The sequence below is a fragment of the Micromonospora chalcea genome, assembly GCF_028768405.1.
Taxonomy (GTDB): Bacteria; Actinomycetota; Actinomycetes; order Mycobacteriales; family Micromonosporaceae; genus Micromonospora; species Micromonospora chalcea.
On record NZ_CP118233.1, the window covers coordinates 4,843,179 to 4,859,582 of the forward strand.

The 16,404-nt window shown below is 70.2% G+C and carries 16 protein-coding genes, 1 tRNA gene and 1 riboswitch; of the genes, 14 read left to right on the forward strand and 3 right to left on the reverse strand.

Annotated features, from left to right (window positions below; genetic code table 11):
* The first annotated feature begins 131 nt into the window (after nt 1-131).
* The 4 genes from PVK74_RS21545 to PVK74_RS21560 all read left to right on the forward strand — a co-directional run bounded on the left by PVK74_RS21545 (nt 132) and on the right by PVK74_RS21560 (nt 5,954).
* On the forward strand, nt 132-2,330 hold the full coding sequence (locus tag PVK74_RS21545; RefSeq protein WP_274477083.1) for a (Fe-S)-binding protein: 2,199 nt from the start codon (nt 132-134) through the stop codon (nt 2,328-2,330).
* 138 nt (nt 2,331-2,468) lie between these two features.
* Nucleotides 2,469-3,776, forward strand: a complete 1,308-nt coding sequence (locus PVK74_RS21550; protein ID WP_043327614.1) for a hemolysin family protein — start codon at nt 2,469-2,471, stop codon at nt 3,774-3,776.
* On the forward strand, nt 3,769-4,773 hold the full coding sequence (locus PVK74_RS21555) for a hemolysin family protein (protein WP_064447992.1): 1,005 nt from the start codon (nt 3,769-3,771) through the stop codon (nt 4,771-4,773). The genes PVK74_RS21550 and PVK74_RS21555 overlap by 8 nt, the downstream gene beginning before the upstream one ends.
* A 170-nt stretch (nt 4,774-4,943) precedes the next feature.
* The gene (locus PVK74_RS21560) at nt 4,944-5,954 is read left to right on the forward strand and encodes a C40 family peptidase (protein WP_064448126.1); all 1,011 of its coding nucleotides are present in this window, start codon (nt 4,944-4,946) and stop codon (nt 5,952-5,954) included.
* 65 nt (nt 5,955-6,019) lie between these two features.
* Here the strand turns inward: PVK74_RS21560 and PVK74_RS21565 are convergent, their stop codons facing one another.
* The gene (locus tag PVK74_RS21565) at nt 6,020-8,053 is read right to left on the reverse strand and encodes an N-acetylmuramoyl-L-alanine amidase (protein ID WP_064447991.1); all 2,034 of its coding nucleotides are present in this window, start codon (nt 8,051-8,053) and stop codon (nt 6,020-6,022) included.
* A 238-nt stretch (nt 8,054-8,291) separates the two neighbouring features.
* Nucleotides 8,292-8,429: riboswitch (cyclic di-AMP (ydaO/yuaA leader) on the forward strand.
* A 13-nt stretch (nt 8,430-8,442) separates the two neighbouring features.
* Between PVK74_RS21565 and PVK74_RS21570 the strand changes: the two genes are divergently transcribed.
* The gene (locus PVK74_RS21570) at nt 8,443-9,474 is read left to right on the forward strand and encodes a C40 family peptidase (protein ID WP_043327611.1); all 1,032 of its coding nucleotides are present in this window, start codon (nt 8,443-8,445) and stop codon (nt 9,472-9,474) included.
* A gap of 64 nt (nt 9,475-9,538) precedes the next feature.
* Here the strand turns inward: PVK74_RS21570 and dcd are convergent, their stop codons facing one another.
* Complete coding sequence (gene dcd, locus PVK74_RS21575) at nt 9,539-10,117, reverse strand: dCTP deaminase (RefSeq protein WP_043327610.1); 579 nt, start codon at nt 10,115-10,117, stop codon at nt 9,539-9,541.
* 78 nt (nt 10,118-10,195) lie between these two features.
* Here dcd and PVK74_RS21580 point away from each other — a divergent pair, with 78 nt between their 5' ends.
* The gene (locus PVK74_RS21580) at nt 10,196-10,741 is read left to right on the forward strand and encodes a pyridoxamine 5'-phosphate oxidase family protein (RefSeq protein ID WP_043327609.1); all 546 of its coding nucleotides are present in this window, start codon (nt 10,196-10,198) and stop codon (nt 10,739-10,741) included.
* Nucleotides 10,742-10,813: 72 nt separating this feature from the next.
* On the opposite strand, the gene PVK74_RS21585 is transcribed toward PVK74_RS21580, so the two are convergent.
* The gene (locus PVK74_RS21585) at nt 10,814-11,806 is read right to left on the reverse strand and encodes a zinc metalloprotease (RefSeq protein WP_274477084.1); all 993 of its coding nucleotides are present in this window, start codon (nt 11,804-11,806) and stop codon (nt 10,814-10,816) included.
* Nucleotides 11,807-12,073: 267 nt separating this feature from the next.
* Here PVK74_RS21585 and PVK74_RS21590 point away from each other — a divergent pair.
* From PVK74_RS21590 to PVK74_RS21625, 8 genes are all read left to right on the forward strand, one after another.
* A tRNA-Gly gene (locus tag PVK74_RS21590) sits at nt 12,074-12,147 on the forward strand.
* 246 nt (nt 12,148-12,393) lie between these two features.
* Nucleotides 12,394-12,630: a hypothetical protein gene (locus tag PVK74_RS21595; RefSeq protein ID WP_187693508.1), complete on the forward strand. Its 237-nt coding sequence runs from the start codon at nt 12,394-12,396 to the stop codon at nt 12,628-12,630.
* 199 nt (nt 12,631-12,829) lie between these two features.
* On the forward strand, nt 12,830-12,985 hold the full coding sequence (locus PVK74_RS21600) for a hypothetical protein (RefSeq protein ID WP_262419368.1): 156 nt from the start codon (nt 12,830-12,832) through the stop codon (nt 12,983-12,985).
* Nucleotides 12,966-13,220, forward strand: a complete 255-nt coding sequence (locus tag PVK74_RS21605; protein WP_274477086.1) for a hypothetical protein — start codon at nt 12,966-12,968, stop codon at nt 13,218-13,220. The genes PVK74_RS21600 and PVK74_RS21605 overlap by 20 nt, the downstream gene beginning before the upstream one ends.
* A 165-nt stretch (nt 13,221-13,385) precedes the next feature.
* Entirely contained in the window at nt 13,386-13,805 is a 420-nt protein-coding gene (locus PVK74_RS21610; RefSeq protein ID WP_120572412.1) for a hypothetical protein, read from the forward strand.
* A gap of 104 nt (nt 13,806-13,909) precedes the next feature.
* On the forward strand, nt 13,910-14,755 hold the full coding sequence (locus PVK74_RS21615) for a helix-turn-helix domain-containing protein (RefSeq protein ID WP_187693509.1): 846 nt from the start codon (nt 13,910-13,912) through the stop codon (nt 14,753-14,755).
* Nucleotides 14,756-14,892: 137 nt separating this feature from the next.
* On the forward strand, nt 14,893-15,891 hold the full coding sequence (locus PVK74_RS21620; protein ID WP_187693510.1) for an alpha/beta hydrolase: 999 nt from the start codon (nt 14,893-14,895) through the stop codon (nt 15,889-15,891).
* Between the two features lie 16 nt (nt 15,892-15,907).
* On the forward strand, nt 15,908-16,357 hold the full coding sequence (locus tag PVK74_RS21625) for a CPCC family cysteine-rich protein (RefSeq protein WP_274479303.1): 450 nt from the start codon (nt 15,908-15,910) through the stop codon (nt 16,355-16,357).
* Nucleotides 16,358-16,404: the final 47 nt, after the last annotated feature.

Here is a 16,404-nt window from a genome sequence, read left to right on the forward strand (position 1 = left end):
AGGCGCTTCGTCGCCGCTACACCTAAGGTGTGCGCAGGGCGGCGTGGCCTGGTGCGAGAAGACTCACGTTACTGCTGGGTAACCTTGCGCGTAGGCTGCACGGACAAGCAGCAGACCGGGAGGCCAACTCGATGGGCAGCGTCCAGATCGTCACCACGATCCTCGCGGCCGCCATCACCGCTGTCGCGGTGTGGCTTGCGGTGCGCGCGGTCATGAAGATGACCGCCGTCATCCGGCTCGGTCAGCCCGCGCCGGAGCGCTTCGGCGACAAGGGCGCGCGTACCAAGAAGATGCTGGTGGAGACCGCAGGTCACACCCGCATGCTGAAGTGGAGCGTGGTCGGCGCCGCCCACTGGTTCGTGATGGTCGGCTTCATCGTGCTGTCGCTGCTGGTGCTGGAGGCCTACTTCGAGGTCGTCTCGACCGGTGGCGGGTTGCCGATCATCGGGCACTGGACGATCTTCGGCCTGGTCACCGAGTGGATCGGCATCCTCGGCCTGGTCGGCATCCTGGTACTGATGGCGATCCGCCTGCGCAACCGGCCGGGCCGCGCGGAGAACCGCTCCCGGTTCACCGGTTCGAGCATGTGGCAGGGCTACTTCGTCGAGTGGGTCGTCCTGCTGGTCCTGATCTTCGGGTTCGTGATCCGGGGCTTCAAGGTCGCCACCGACCACTTCGAGTACCCGGTCTGGGCCGCCCCGCTCAGCCACGCGATCGGCTCGGTCCTCCCGAACTGGGAGGCCGGCGTCAGCGTCGCCGCGCTCATCAAGATCTGCATCTCGATGACCTGGCTCATCGTGATCTCGCTGAACGTCACCATGGGCGTGGCCTGGCACCGCTTCCTGGCCTTCCCGAACATCTTCTTCAAGCGCGACCCGGAGAAGCCGGCCGGCTCGGGCCTCGGCCCGCTGCGCCCGATGACCAGCGAGGGCAAGCCGCTGGACTTCGAGGAGGCCGACCCGGAGAAGGACCAGTTCGGCGTCGCCCAGGTCGAGCAGTTCAGCTGGAAGGGCCTGCTCGACTTCAGCACCTGCACCGAGTGCGGCCGCTGCCAGTCGCAGTGCCCGGCCTGGAACACCGGCAAGCCGCTGTCGCCGAAGCTGCTGGTGCTGAGCCTGCGCGACCACGCGTACGCCAAGGCGCCTTACCTCCTGGCCGGCGGCGGCAAGGACCTCACCGGCGAGGAGAAGGCGACGCAGGAGCAGCTGGCCGGCGTCGACGTGCTCGCCATGGCCGAGGCCGAGCGGCCGCTTATCGGCACCGCCGAAGAGGGCGGCGTCATCGACCCGGACGTGCTCTGGTCCTGCACCACCTGTGGCGCGTGCGTCGAGCAGTGCCCGGTGGACATCGAGCACGTGGACCACATCGTCGACATGCGCCGCTACCAGGTGCTCATCGAGTCGAGCTTCCCGTCCGAGGCCGGCGTCATGCTGCGCAACCTGGAGAACAAGGGCAACCCGTGGGGCGCCCCGCAGAACACCCGCGAGGACTGGACCAAGGGCCTCGGGTTCGAGGTGCCGCGGGTCGGCGAGGTCGACGACTTCGAGTACCTGTTCTGGGTCGGCTGCGCCGGCGCGTTCGAGGACCGGGCCAAGAAGACCACTCGTGCGGTCGCCACGCTGCTCAACGAGGCGGGCGTCTCCTTCGCCATCCTCGGCGAGGGCGAGACCTGCTCCGGTGACCCGGCCCGCCGCATCGGCAACGAGTTCGTCTTCCAGATGCTCGCCCAGCAGAACGTCGAGACGCTGAACGAGGCGTTCGAGGGCCGGGAGAAGACCAAGCGCAAGATCGTCGCCACCTGCCCGCACTGCTTCAACACGCTCGGCAACGAGTACGGCCAGCTCGGCGGCGAGTTCGAGGTCGTGCACCACACCCAGTTGCTGGCCCACCTGGTCAGCGCCGGCAAGCTCACCCCGGTGCAGCCGGTGGACGGCGGCGTCACCTACCACGACCCGTGCTACCTGGGCCGCCACAACCGGATCTTCGCCGCGCCGCGTGAGGTGCTCGGCGATTCGATCCAGGGCGAGCTGACCGAGATGCCGCGTAACAGCGAGCGCTCCTTCTGCTGCGGCGCCGGCGGCGCCCGGATGTGGATGGAGGAGAAGATCGGCAAGCGGATCAACGTGGACCGGGTCGAGGAGGCCATGTCCACCGGGGCGAAGACCATCGCGGTCGGCTGCCCGTTCTGCTCGACGATGCTGAACGACGGCGTGAACGGCAAGGGCGCGGGCGAGCAGGTCGAGGTGGTCGACGTGGCCAGCGTGCTGCTGCGCTCGGTCAAGCCGGAGGCCCCGGCCGGCGAGCCGGAGGTCGCGCCGAGCGCGAGCTGAGGCGTACCCCGGCAGAAGCCGGACCACGACGGCGGCGGCACCCGTGCGGTGCCGCCGCCGTAGCGCGCCACGGGGGCCCACCGTCGGCGCTCGCGTGCCACAATCACGCCCATCGACGGCCTTCTTCTTCTGACGCTGTTGCCCCTGGTCGGTTTCGTGCTGCTGACCGCCGGCAACGCCTTCTTCGTCGCGGCCGAGTTCGCCCTCGTCACCGTGGACCGGGCGGAGATCGACAGGCGGGCCGGCGAGGGCGACGGCCGGGCCGCCACGGTACGCCGCGCGCTGCGCGAACTGTCCTTCCAGCTCTCCGGCGCGCAACTCGGCATCACCCTCACCGCGCTGCTCACCGGCTACCTCGCCGAACCCGCGCTGGCCCGGATCTTCGCCCCGCTGCTGCATCCGCTCGGCGGCGCGGAACGCTTCTCCGGCCTGCTCGCGCTGGCCCTCGCCACGCTCATCTCGATGCTCTTCGGCGAGCTGGTGCCGAAGAACCTGGCGCTGGCCCGCCCGATGCCGGCGGCGCTCGCCACCGCCGCGCCGATGCGCGCGTTCTCCCGCATGTTCGGCTGGCTGATCCGGCTGCTGAACGAGTCAGCCAACCGGCTGGTGCGCCGCCTCGGCGTGGAGCCGCAGGAGGAGCTGGCCAGCGCCCGCTCCCCGGAGGAGCTGGGCCTGCTCGCGGCCATCTCGGCGCGGGCCGGCGCGCTGCCGCCGGACACCGCGATGCTGCTGCGGCGCACGATCCGCTTCGGTGACAAGCGGGCCGCCGAGGCGATGACGCCCCGGGTGGACGTGACAGCGCTGCGCGCCACCGCGTCCGTCGCCGACCTGCTGGACCTCTCCCGGCAGACCGGCCGGACCCGGTTCCCGGTCTACGAGGAGACGCTCGACCTGGTCACCGGCGTCGCCGGGGTGCCCGACGCGCTGGGGGTGCCGCTGGCCCGCCGGGCCGTCACCTCGGTGGCCGCGGTGGCCCGGGAACCGGTGTACGTGCCGGAGAGCCTCAACCTGAACGGGGTGCTGGCCGCGCTGAAGGCCGCCGGGGCGGACCTGGCGATCGTGGTGGACGAGTACGGGGGCACCGACGGCGTGGTGACGGTGGAGGACCTGGTCGAGGAACTGGTCGGGGAGATCGCCGACGAGTTCGACCCGGACGCGGTCGACGACGCCGGGCCGGTGGAGCTCACCGTGCCGGGCGGCGAGCGGACCGTCCTGGCCGACGGCGTGCTGCGCGCCGACGAACTGGTCGAGCAGACCGGGTTCCGGCTGCCCGACGGGCCGTACGAGACGCTGGGCGGCTTCCTGATGGCGCGGCTGGGCCACATCCCGGTGCCGGGCGAGACGGTCGACGAGGCCGGGTACGAGTTCACGGTGGTGGAGGTCGACCGGCACCGGATCGAGCAGGTGCGGGTGGTGCGCCCCGAGGAGCCCGACGACGGTGCCTGAACTACTCGTGGCGGTGGTGTTGCTGCTCGGCAACGCGTTCTTCGTGGGCAGCGAGTTCGCGCTGATCGCCTCCCGCCGTACCGTGATCGAACCGCTTGCGGCGACGTCGAAGCGGGCCCGGTGGGCGCTGGCCGCGATGAACCAGATTCCGCTGATGATCGCCGGAGCGCAGCTCGGCATCACCGTCTGTTCGCTCGGCCTCGGCGCGATCGCCGAGCCGGCGCTGGCCCACCTGCTGGAGGGGCCGTTCGCCGCGCTGGGGATGCCCGCCTCGGCGGTGCACCCGGTGACCTTCGTCATCGCGCTGGCGGTGGTGGTGTTCCTGCACACGGTGGTCGGCGAGATGGTGCCGAAGAACATCACGCTGGCCGGTCCGGAGCCCTCGGCGCTCTGGCTCGGCCCGGCCATGCTGGCGTTCTGCCTGGTCACCAAGCCGCTGCTGCTGGCGATGAAGTGGGCGTCCCGGCAGGTCCTGCGGTGGTGGCGGGTGGAGGCGACAGACGCGGTGAAAACCGTGTTCACCGCCGAGGAACTGGCCGGGCTGGTCTCGCAGGCGCGTACCGAGGGGTTGCTGGACGCCGAGGAGCACGCCCGGATCACCGGCGCGCTGGCCCTGCACAGCCGTACGGCGGCGGACGCGCTGCAACAGTGGTCCACTGTCACCACAGTGGCCGAGGACGTCTCACCGGCGTCGCTGGAGGTGCTGGCGACCCGCACCGGTCGGTCCCGCTTCCCGGTGGTGCAGCGGTCCACCCGCCGGGTGCTCGGTTTCGTGCACGTGAAGGACGTGCTCGGGTACGCCGGCGCGAGTCGCCGGGCCCCCGTGCCGGCCGCTGTCTACCGGCCGCTGGCGGTGGTGCCGCCGGACCGTACGCTCGCCGACCTGCTGCTCGCGATGCGCCGCGAACGCCGCCACATGGTGCTGGTCAGCGACGGACGGCGGCCGATGGGCGTGGTGACGCTCGACGACGTATTGACAGCCATCGTCGGAAGATGAAATGAATACCCTTGGTGTGCAATCGATTGCGGATACGTGATTGAACAAACGGTCGCCTTGATTCCACCGGACGCCTTCCCTAATGTGGGGCACCGACCGCTGTGGGTCGTCTGCCTCGATCTTCCCTCTCGCGAGGCGCCCGGCGGTCGGTTGCAAAGGAGTCCGTGCCGGTGGCAACCACGCCCCCTCAACGTCACGCCCCGAGCGCTCCACCCGGCCGACGTGCCGGGTTCCACCGGATGGCACGCCGTCTGGTCACCCTGGTCGCGGCCGCCGCGGTCGGCGCCGGGATGCTGACGGCTCCGGCGCACGCGGCGCCGTCGGTGGACGAGATCGACGCGCAGATCGACAAGCAGTGGGAGCAGCTCGAACCCACCATCGAGCAGTTCAACAAGGTCCGCTCGCAGCTTCGCGCCAACCAGAAGAAGTCCAAGGCGCTGAAGGACAAGATGGTGCCGCTGGAGCTGGCCTCCACGCTCGCCATGAACAAGGTCGGCGACATCGCGGCCCGCTACTACATCCAGGGCCCGTCGCAGGAGCTGGGCGCGCTGCTGGTGAGCACCAAGCCGGGCACGCTGGCCGAGCAGCTGGTCATGCTGGACCGGATCGCCGACGACCAGCGCCGTCAGATCGCCGGTGTGCTCAAGGTGCGGGACGAGTACAACAGGCAGAAGGAGAAGCTCGACGAGCTGATCGAGCTGGAGACCAAGCAGCAGAACGACCTCGCGGCGAAGAAGAAGCAGATCGACTCGGAGATCAAGCGGCTCACCGCGATGCTGCCGGTGACCTCGATCCGCCCGGCGGGCTGCCCGAAGATCGACGGCGTGGTGAGCAGCGCCGCGCGTACCGCGATCGCGACGGCGTGCGCCCAGGTCGGCGACCCGTACGTGTGGGGCGCCACCGGCCCGAACGCGTTCGACTGCTCCGGCCTCACGCAGTACGCGTACAAGGCGGCGGGCATCTCGCTCACCCACTTCACCGGCGCGCAGTGGAACGAGGGCCGCAAGGTGTCCCGTTCCGAGGCGCGCCCGGGTGACCTGGTGTTCTTCGGCTCCGATCTGCATCACGTCGGGCTCTATCTCGGCAACGGGGTGATGGTGCACGCGCCCCGGACAGGCAAACCGGTCCAGGTGTCGAGCATCAACACCCAGCCGCTCGCCGGCTTCGTCCGGGTCACCTGACCTCGGTCACACCGAAAGGCCCCCGGTCCGCACGGACCGGGGGCCTTCGCGTTCTCGGGGAGGGGTCAGCGCGGCGCGCCGACCGGGGACGGCAGGATCAGCACGTCGTCCAGGTTCACGAACATGATCCGGTGGCCGAACTGGACCTGCACGTACTGGTTCTTCCCGCGTACCACGGTCCGGTCACCCGGCGCGGAACCGTCGAACGAGACCGCCCGGTAGTACTCGCCGGGCAGCACCCCGCCGACCGCGTACCGCTGGCCGGCGGCGAACGTGTACTGCAGCGGAGAGATGGCCTGGTACGGGATGGTGTCCGGGTAGGCGGACTGCTCCGGGTAGGCGCGGCCGTACACCGGGATGGTGGCCTTGCCGGGCCGCGGGGTCACCACGAAGCCGGTGGCCCACTTGGCGGTGGGCGCGGAGGCCGGGTTGTGGAACCACGCCTTCTGGCCGAGGTACCAGATCGCGGTCCAGTCGCCCTGCCGGCCGGCGAGCGCGTACGTCTGGCCGGCCGAGGCGCGGGCGCCGTGGTCGGAGATGTACATGGTGTCCGGCGTGCCGTCCGGGCGCAGCCCGAGGTCGTTGACGAGCGGGGCGTCCGGGCTCGGCGCGGTCCGCAGGATCACCGCCGAGGAGCCGCGCGAGGGGCACGGCTGCGCCGGCGGGGTGGGCGTCGGGACGCCCGGCGGCTGCTGGTTGCAGCCGGTGAACGCGGGCCGGTTGGTGGCGAAGTCCGGGTCGATGGTGACCAGGCCGGTCTTCGCCGTGCCGGTGCCGCGGAACGGCGCCTTCATCAGGTCGAAGTAGTGCGACCAGTCCCAGTAGGGCCCCGGGTCCCAGTGCATGCCGCCCACGTTGGCGGCGGTGATGCCGGGCACGTTGTCGTGGCCGATGATGTGCTGCCGGTCCATCGGGATGCCGAACTTCAGCGCCAGGTGGCGGACCAGCTTGGCGGAGGTGCGGTACATCGCCTCGGTGTACCAGGTGCCCTGGCCGGCGAAGCCCTCGTGCTCCAGGCCGATGGACTTGGCGTTGACGTACCAGTTGCCGGCGTGCCAGCCGACGTCCTTGGTCTTGATGTGCTGGGCGATGTAGCCGTCCACCGAGCGCAGCGTGTAGTGCCAGCCCAGGTAGTCGGCCCGCTTCACCAGGTCGACGCTCGGGCCGAAGTAGCCCTCGGTGTCGTGGATGACGATGTACTCGATCTTCTGCTGCTTCGGCCGGTCAGCCAGGTCGTGGTTGCCGTAGTCGCCCGGGTCGTCGCTGAGCTGCTCGTAGGGCGCGGGAATCCACTCGCAGGCCAGCCGGACCGGGCACTCCAGCCCGTCCGGCCGCTGCGCGGTGCGCAGGCCGAGGCGGGCCAGCCGGGAGCGGTCCGGCTTCGCGGCGGTGGCGGCGAGCGTGACCCGCTGGCCGTCGTCGGTGGTCCGGGTGGCGCCCTGGCCGAGCTGGTCGTACACCTCGTCGGCGAAGGCCGCCGCCGCGTCGGCGGTGTCCGCGCCGGAGTAGCGGGCCACCGCGGCGTACCAGGCCGCCGGGTCGGTGCCGGCGCCGACCGGCCCGCCCAGAGCCTTCTGGTACGACGACAGCAGCGCCGCGCCGCCGCGGATGTTCGCGGCCGGGTCGGTGCGCAGCGTCCCCGCGTCCAGCCCGGTGAGCGCGGCGGCCGCGTCGAGCGTCTGGAGCGAGGCGCTCGGCAGCGGCGTCTCCCGCGTCGGCGCGGCGGCGGTGGCCGGGTCGAGCTTCAGCGGCCGGGAGTCGTCGCCGCGCGGGTCCTCGTCCTCGTCGACGTGGGCGCTGCCCGGCGTGGCGAGGATGTGCGCGGCGTCGGTCAGGTGCATCGGGCCGTAGCCGCCGCTGGTGCTGGGCTGACCCGGGTGGGTGTCCCAGCGGGACTCCAGATAGGAGACACCGAGCAGCACGTTCTGGGGCACGCCGTACTCGGCCGCGGCGGCGGCGTATTGTTGTTGCCGGTCGCTCGCGGGCGCGGACGTGTCCGGCGCGGCGGTAACCGGGCCGGTGGTCGCCAGCGCGGTGGCCGTGGCCACGGCGGCGGCGAGCAGTATCCGTCTGCCCGACGGCGGGGCGGAGAGATGCATCGAACCTCCTGGACAGGGATGGGGGTCACTGCGTTTCCACCCTCACTCCGCACACCCGCGACGGTCAATACCTTTCCAGTAAGTAATCAGTCGTGAAAGAAAATTTCACCTCCGTGCGCAGTGTGGCGCTGGATCGCGTACGGAGTGTCACGGCGCTGGAAGTTGCGGATCGATAACGGTGGTCCCTACTCTGGTGAATCGTCGGCCGCACGTCTCACCGTCCAACCCGGTCGGTGACGGTCCGACACCGCCGAGTCGCCTCCGGGCGAGCCGGGGAACCAGGTACCTGGGGTGAATCCGCAGCGCTGCTGCGGTAGGGCGGCTCCCTTCCCGCCCGAATCCGTCAGCTAACCCGGTAGGCGGTACGGAAGAAGGAGTACGGACGCCCGGTGGCACTCCATGCCCCGCGGCCGTCGTCGAACCGGTCGGTCGACCGGTCCAGCGCCGCGCCGCGTTCCCGCTGGTCCCGCTTCACCACCGCCCTCGCCGCACTGGTCGGCACCGCCGTCGTACTGACCGGCGGCGCCACTGCGGCACACGCCGAACCCTCGGTCGCCGAGATCGAGGCCCAGATCGACCGCGACTGGAACAAGCTCGAACCGGTCATCGAGCAGGTCAACGACGTACGCGAGCAGCTCGCCGCGCGGCGCAGGCAGGCCGACGCGCTCGGCCGCCAGATCGCACCCCTCCAGGCGCGGGTGGACGCCGCGCTCGGTCAGGTCGGCGGCCTCGCCGCCGACGCCTACAAGGCCGACAACCTCTCCACGGTCAACGCGCTGCTCGGCAGCCGCTCACCCGGTGACCTGGTCGACGGCCTGGAGCTGCTCGACCGCTTCGCGCACCGCCAGCACGAGCAGGTGCGCTCGGTCGCCGCGCTGCGCGACGAGCTGGCGGCGAAGAAGAAGCCGCTGGACGAGATGATCGCCGGCCTGGCGCGCACCGAGGCCCAGCTCGCGGCGAAGAAGAAGCAGATCGACGCCGAGATCGCCAAGCTGGAGAAGCTGCGGCTCAAGGTGTACGGCAAGGGCGGCGGCGGCCCGCTGCGCCCGGCGCCCTGCCCGGCCGGCTATCCCGGCGGCCCGGCCGGTGCGGCGGTGAAGTTCGCCTGCGCCCAGATCGGCAAGATCTACGTCTGGGGCGCCGCCGGCCCGGACCACTTCGACTGCTCGGGCCTCACCATGGCGGCCTGGGCCAAGGGCGGCGTCTCGCTGCCGCACAGCGCACGCCAGCAGCACGGCGTGACGAAGCGCATCAGCCGGGCCGAGCTGCGCGCCGGCGATCTCGTCTTCTACTACAGCGACCTGCACCACGTGGCGATGTACGTGGGCGACGGCTGGGTGGTGCACGCCTCCCAGTCCGGCAAGCCCATCACGATGAAGCGGGTCGACGACGGCGACATCAACAGCTACGGCCGCGTGTAAGGAAGGGCCCCCTCTTAACGCCTCCGGTAGAGGAGGGGGCCCTTCTTAACAACTGCGGGCGGCGTCAGCGCGTCGGCCAGGTGCGCCAGCTCTGCCAGGACCGGCTCGGCGTCGGGCCGCGCTGCCCCTGGTAACGCGAGCCGTAGACGGCCGAGCCGTACGGGTGCTCGGCCGGCGAGGAGAGCCGGAAGATGCAGAGCTGGCCGATCTTCATGCCGGGCCAGAGCGTGATCGGCAGGTTCGCCACGTTCGACAGCTCCAGCGTGACGTGACCGGAGAAGCCGGGGTCGATGAAGCCGGCTGTCGAGTGGGTCAGCAGCCCCAGCCGCCCCAGGCTCGACTTGCCCTCGAGCCGGCCCGCGAGCTGGTCGCCCAGCGAGATCACCTCAAGCGTGGAGGCGAGCACGAACTCGCCCGGGTGCAGCACGAACGGCTGGCCCTCGGGCACCTCCACCATCGAGGTGAGGTCGTCCTGCTGGACCGACGGGTCGATGTGTGTGTAGAGGTGGTTGTTGAAGACCCGGAACAGCCGGTCCAGGCGTACGTCGATGCTCGACGGCTGCACCAGCGTGGGCTCGAAGGGCTCCAGCGCGAGCGTGCCGGCCTTGATCTCGGAGATCAGGTCGCGGTCGGAGAGCAGCATCGGAACACCATAGCGACCGGTATGGGTGACCTGCGTGTCGCACTACTTCTTCGTACACGTGTTCGATAGGATGTCCGCATGGCTTCCTGGTCCGAATTCGCCGCCGACGAGCCCCGCCTCGCCGGCGAGATCCGCCTCCTGATGCAGCAGTACGGGCCGGGCTTCGGCTACCTCGCCACGGTCCGCGCCGACGGCGGCCCCCGCGTCCACCCGGTCTCCCCGGTGTTCACCGACGACGGCCTATGGTGCTTCGTCATCGACTCGCCGAAGCGCCGTGACCTCGAACGCGACGGCCGCTACGCGCTGCACTCGTTCCCGCCCGAGGAGAGCGACGACGAGGCGTACATCGCGGGGCGCGCGCGGCCGGTGACCGACCCGGCCACCGTGACGCGGCTGGCCCGGATCGCCCGCGCGTCGCCACATGGTGACTGGCGGCTGTTCGAGTTCACGGTCGAGGCGGCGATGCTGACCCGGCGCGACCCTGTCGCCCAGCCCGGCGCCGCTCCGCCGCAAGTGCGGGTGTGGCTCGACCCGCTCGGGGCCGAACCGGCCCGGCGTGAGCCGGTGGGCGCGGAGGGCCGGCGCGGCCGGCACGGCTTCGACACCCGCCGCCCGGCCGCCTGACCCCGACCCCGAAACGAGCGGTGCCGGCCCCGTCCGAGGACAGGGCCGGCACCGGTACGCGGTACGAGGCGGTCAGGCCGCGCGGTAGGCGTTCCACGCGGTGAGCATGCGGCTCGCCTGGCCGGCGGTGAACTGGTACATGCAGGAGTCGTACGTGTAGTCCATGAAGTTGGTGATCGGGTCCTTGCCGGCGGTCGAGCAGGTGTCGCGGCCGGTCGGGCACTGGTACGCCGGGGACGCCTCGGCAGGGGTGTCGGAGACGCTGTCGCCCGAGCCGGAGCAGCCGCCCTGGAAGGTGTGGTAGAGGTTCAGCCAGTGGCCGACCTCGTGGGTGCCGGTGTCACCCTGGTTGTAGTTGGTGGCGGTGCCGCCGGGCAGCGACTCGTTGAGCACGACCACGCCGTCCATCTTGTCCAGCGTCCGCTTCGGGAACGTCGCCCAGCCCAGCAGGCTGTCGCTCAGCTCGCCGAGGTAGATGTTCAGCGTGTTCTTGCCGCCCTCACGCAGCGAGGTCTTCATCGAGCGCTCGGCGGAGGAGCCCTGCACGATCGGGTACCACGACGGGTTGGTCACCCGGTTGATCTTCGTGAGCTGGAAGCCGAAGGCGGTGGCGGCGCCGCCGGTCGAGCCCGCGTACGACTGGTTCAGCACGGTGATCTGCTGGTTGATCATCGAGTCGGTGATGTTGCCGCCGGCCCGGGTGCTGTTCTCCTGGATGACGTGCACGACGACCGGGATCGTCACGGTGGCCAGCGGGGTGACCGCGCCGGTCCGGAAGTTGGCCCGCTCGCGCTGCGCCGCGGCGAGGTCGGCCTCCCGATCCTGGACCTGCTTGGCGGTCAGGTGGTTGGGGTCGAGCTTGGCGTTGCCGCCCTTCGCGACGCGAGCGTTCGCGTGCTCGTCGGCGTGGGCGTCAGCAGGCTCGGCGCAGACGCCGGCCGGGGTGGCCGAGAAGGCCGAAGCAGCGGGGACGACGCCGACGGCGGCGGTGCTGAGCAGCAGCGCGAGGGTCGACGTCGCGACACCGGCGGTACGCCGGGTCAGCAGGTTGGGACGGAGTCCCATGGGCCCACCTCTTTCTGACGGCGTGCCAGGGGGTGTGTCACGCCGGTGCGGAAACGTGGGGCAGACGTTACATCCCATCGATGCATTTGAGAATGCCCATACGTTTCCGACGTGCAACTTCGCGCCTGCCGACTCCGGTGAGTGCTTGATCCACTCCAGTTCGGGGAGGTGGCTGGGTCAACCGCCCGCCGATGCCGCCACCTCGCCGAGGTGGCGCGCGCACCTGAGTGCACGGGGGTGGGGGGCTTCAGGTAGAGTGGTGCCGCTGCGGGTGTAGTTCAATGGCAGAACATCAGCTTCCCAAGCTGACAGTGCGGGTTCGATTCCCGTCACCCGCTCCACGCGAGAGGCCCTGGTCAGGACGCAAGTCCCAGCCAGGGCCTTCGACGTTCCGCGGGTCACCAGCTTCCACGAGGCGTGGGCGGTGATCGCGCTGCTGCTGCCGGAGCACGCTCCGTCAGAGCAGATACCGCCACCTCAGCCCGGGCCACCGACGGCCATTGGCTGGTGTCATCGGTGGCCTAACTTCGCCGTGTGGAATCGCGTCGAGCGGGCCCCGGGGTTGGTGGTCGCTGCTGATGAAGTCGATGAATGACGTGTTCAACGAGGCGGTGGACTACGGGGCCGAGGGCGTGGTGCCGGTCGGTACACCCATCGGGGTGGAGAGGCTCTCGCACGTACACCGTGTCTTCAATGCCATCATGGGCGGCGGCCTGGGTTTCGCGGTGGAAATACTCGCGTCGGACGAGTTCAGACGTGCTGTGGAAGGCTGCCGATACCTCGCTCCTCACGATCCTGCTCCGGTTCAAGGTCAGCCCAGGTAGTAGGCGGCTCTCCACCCGGCTTGCTCGGCCACGGAGAAGTTGTCGAAGCCGCCCGCGGCCTCGCAGTCGAGCAGGTAGCGGAGTGCTTCTGCCGCATCTTCGGAGCCGTCGGCCTTCAAGTGCGCCTTGGCGGCGTCCAGTCCAGCTCCGCAGGTGTCGTCGGACGCCAGGCGTGGAGCCGGCGCCTATGGTTCTGCGCATGAGTGAGAACGCGTTCGTCTTCCCGGCCTTGTCCAGGGCGGACGTGTTGCGACTCCTGGGTTCCCTCGGTGAGACCCAGCCTGATCAGTGGGTCGCGCCGGGCTCGGTCTTCCTCTGGCTGGTGGAGGAACACCGTGACCTGTACCTGGACTGAGCCCGAGATGGTGGCGGAGTTGGAGCGCGCTGTCGGCGAGCGGCCGGCGTGGGCGGTCCAGGTGAACTACCGGTTGTCGCGGCGGCAGGATGCAGTGGCAGCGATCCGGACGCTGCTCGGACGCGGTGGCGTCGCAGTGGACGACTTCGTCGGTCACGTCTGGACGGTCCAGGAAGTCGAGACCGATTCCGTCGTTCGTGGTGGCAGATTCGGCGAGCCCCCGGTTCGCACCTGACGTGCGGACGAGGTAGGGATGCTGACCCGGCGAGGTCGGACGTTGCGAACCAGGCCATGACGTCGTGCTCGTCCGCCGCGCTGCGAGCCGGGCGCGAGGCCGTCGCTCGTCGGCCGTCGTCGGTACGATCGCGTGATCCCCACCTGTTGATCAACGGAGAAGACCGTGCAACTGCGTTTGAAGTACGCGCCCGTCCCGGAGAACGCAGCGCGGTTCGCTGGCGACATCGTGGTGTCAGCGGCCCAGGTCAGCGGTGTGCACTTGGACTACACGCCGGACAGCCTGGCATCCGTGGACGCCATCCTCGACGGCTTTCGAGCCGAGGGCCTCGCGGCTGGACAGGTGGCGGAGACTCTTTTCGGCTTCGGTTGCTATGTCGGCGAGGTGCTGACCCGCCATGCCGGTGGACGGTGGCGGGCAACGGCGGCAGACGAACTGGCCGTCGTCGGATGGCCGATGGTGGTCGAACTCGGCGGGCAGCGCTGGTGCAATCCGATCGCGAAGGCCTTCAAGCGACTGGAGAACGGTCCGGAGGACAGCCTCCGATACTTCTATGCCGTGTTCGCACCGGGAGGAGCCCGCTAGCGAGGGCTGATCAGCTCGCCGCCTGGGCCGCTCACGTGTCCCGGGCCGCCGCCTAGCCAAGGCGGATCTCCGGAGTCGGTTGAGGTGACACGTACCATCGTGATGTGCGACCCACCGATCCGGTGCGCTCCGGTTCGCCCGCCTGGGACATCGCGGTTCCGCGACGACCGGGCCGGTTGGCGGGGGTCACCATGGCGGGTTTCAGCGATCGGGCTGACGCCCCGGTAGAGGTCGAGGTCGTGCCGCACCCCGCCGTCATGGTGATCTTCGACCTCGGCGATCAGCCGCTCGTCGTCGACGACGGTGCTGGACGGCAACAGCGAGGCTGCGTCACCGCCGGACTCGCGTCACCCCCTGGCGCTCAAGGACGAGGGCAGGCCGGAAGCTTCGCGTGCCTTCAGGTGCGGCTGTCGCCTGTGATCGCGTACGCGGTCCTGGGTGCCGTATCGGAGTTGAGCGGGACCGTGACAGCCCTGGACGACCTCTGGGGGCGAGATGCGGCGCGAATCCAGGAGCGACTGCGCGCCGCCCGCTCCTGGGACGACCGGTTCGCGATAGCCGAGGTGGCGCTGGCCCGGCGTCACGACGCGGGCCGCGTGGTCGATGCGGAAGTCGCCTACTGCTGGAGGCGGATGGTGGCCGACGGGGGACAGGTGCGGGTCGAGCGGTTGGCGGCCGAGGTCGGATGGAGCCGCAAACGGCTGTGGACCCGGTTCCGGTCCCAGATCGGACTCACCCCCAAGCGCGCCGCCCAGCTCATCCGGTTCGATCGTGCCGCCCATCGCCTCGCCGCGGGCCACAGCGCCGCAGCGGCGGCGGCAGACAGCGGTTACGCCGACCAGTCGCACCTCCACCGAGACGTCATGACCTTCACCGGAGTGACGCCCGCGACGGTGGCGAACGCACCGTTCCTCGCCGTCGACGACGTCGCCTGGCCCGCCCGGCCCTGACGGCGCCGACCTGGCGGTCGTGCCGACCACCTCGACCGCCGCCGGACCGTGGGGAGTCCGTCCTGACATTCGTTCAATCCACCGGCATGCACCGGCTGTGACAGTGAGTCCACAGCGTCTGCATCCCGGAGGATGACATGAGAGGCAAGGCTCCACTGGGCACCCGGATCCTGAGGGACACCCTGGACTGGGAGGCTCTGACCGACGATCAGGTGATCGCCGCGCGCGAGAAGGCCAACCGAGTGGCATCGTCTCGTGCCGCACGGATCATCACCGGCTTCCCGGACCGCCGCGCACGCATCGAGGCAACCTCCATCGACCTTCCAGGTCGACGCCTGGCCCTGCGGGTACACCGACCGAAGGACACCGGCCGGAAGCTGCCCCTGGTCGTCTCGTTCCACGGCGGAGGGTTCTTCGCGGGTACCGCTGCCCAGAACGACTGGCTCAACAGCCACCTCGCGGCCCGGTGCCCGGCGGTGGTCGTCTCGGTGGAATACCGCCTCGCCCCGGAGCACCCGCTGCCCCAGCCGATCGACGACGGCTACGACACCGTCGTCCGGCTCGTCGAAGATGCCGCCCAGTGGGGCGCCGATCCCGCAGCCGTCGCGGTCATGGGCGAGAGCGCCGGTGGCACGATCGCCGGACTCATCGCCCTGCGCGCCCGCAAGGACGGCCCACCGCTGAGCGCCCAGGCGCTGCTCTACCCGGGCACGGACTGGACGGAGAGCATGACCGAGTACCCCTCGATCACGGAGAACGCCGACAACCCCACGCTGTCCGTGTCCCGGCTGCGCGCGGCCCGCAAGGTGAGCCTGCCGCCCACGCTCGACCCGCGCAGCGTGTCACCCCTCATGTTCGACGACCTCAGCGGACTGCCGCCGACACTGGTGATCACCGCCGCACTGGATCCACTGGCCGACCACGGAAGCCGCTACGTCGAACGACTTCGCGAGGACGGCACCGACGCCCGCCTGACCTGCTACCCGAGAGCCACCCACACCTTCCTGAGCACTCCCGGTCTGGTGCCGGCCGCCCGGCCGGCGCGCCGCGAGATAGTCGCCTTCCTGCGCAGCCGTCTTCATCCGGTGCCCCCAGACGGGTTGTCTCCGGTTCGGCAGGATTCAAGGCGTGGCTGATCGAGCGTCGAGATACGTGCGTCGTGGGCCGGAGGGTGGGCCGTATGCGTGTCCGTGCTGCCAGTGCCTCACGCTCGACGAGCGTGGCATGCACGGGATCTGCCTGGTGTGTTTCTGGCAGGATGACGGGACAGACGACCTCAGCGCCGACGAGTTGAGTGGGCCGAACGGGCTGACCCTGACCGAGGCGCGGGAGAACTTCGAGCGATTCGGTGCCTGTGCCGAACTGCGATCGGACTGGCCTGAGCAGTTCGAAGAACTGCAGTGCCGGCTCGCTGATGGGATGCCGGTGGATGCAGCCATCGCTCTGATGCGCGAGCGCGGCCTGGGCTGGCTGGAGTCGAAGAAACTTCTGTGGCACCTGGTGGTGCCGGATGTTCGCGCGGTGCGGCTGCTGATCGAGGACAGCGCTACTTGGGCCGATCGCCGTTCGAGAGCTGCCCGATGTGGGCGACAAGGGACGTGACCGCAATGAAGGCCCTGGCCAGGACGTGAGTCCCGCCAGGGCTTCCG

Bases quoted from the DNA above. Each gene is read 5' to 3' on its own strand.
- PVK74_RS21585 (WP_274477084.1), bottom strand. From the start codon at position 11,806: ATGGGACTCCGTCCCAACCTGCTGACCCGGCGTACCGCCGGTGTCGCG.
- PVK74_RS21565 (WP_064447991.1), bottom strand. From the start codon at position 8,053: ATGCATCTCTCCGCCCCGCCGTCGGGCAGACGGATACTGCTCGCCGCC.
- PVK74_RS21595 (WP_187693508.1), top strand. From the start codon at position 12,394: ATGAATGACGTGTTCAACGAGGCGGTGGACTACGGGGCCGAGGGCGTG.
- PVK74_RS21620 (WP_187693510.1), top strand. From the start codon at position 14,893: ATGAGAGGCAAGGCTCCACTGGGCACCCGGATCCTGAGGGACACCCTG.
- PVK74_RS21545 (WP_274477083.1), top strand. From the start codon at position 132: ATGGGCAGCGTCCAGATCGTCACCACGATCCTCGCGGCCGCCATCACC.
- PVK74_RS21600 (WP_262419368.1), top strand. From the start codon at position 12,830: ATGAGTGAGAACGCGTTCGTCTTCCCGGCCTTGTCCAGGGCGGACGTG.
- PVK74_RS21580 (WP_043327609.1), top strand. From the start codon at position 10,196: ATGGCTTCCTGGTCCGAATTCGCCGCCGACGAGCCCCGCCTCGCCGGC.
- dcd (WP_043327610.1), bottom strand. From the start codon at position 10,117: ATGCTGCTCTCCGACCGCGACCTGATCTCCGAGATCAAGGCCGGCACG.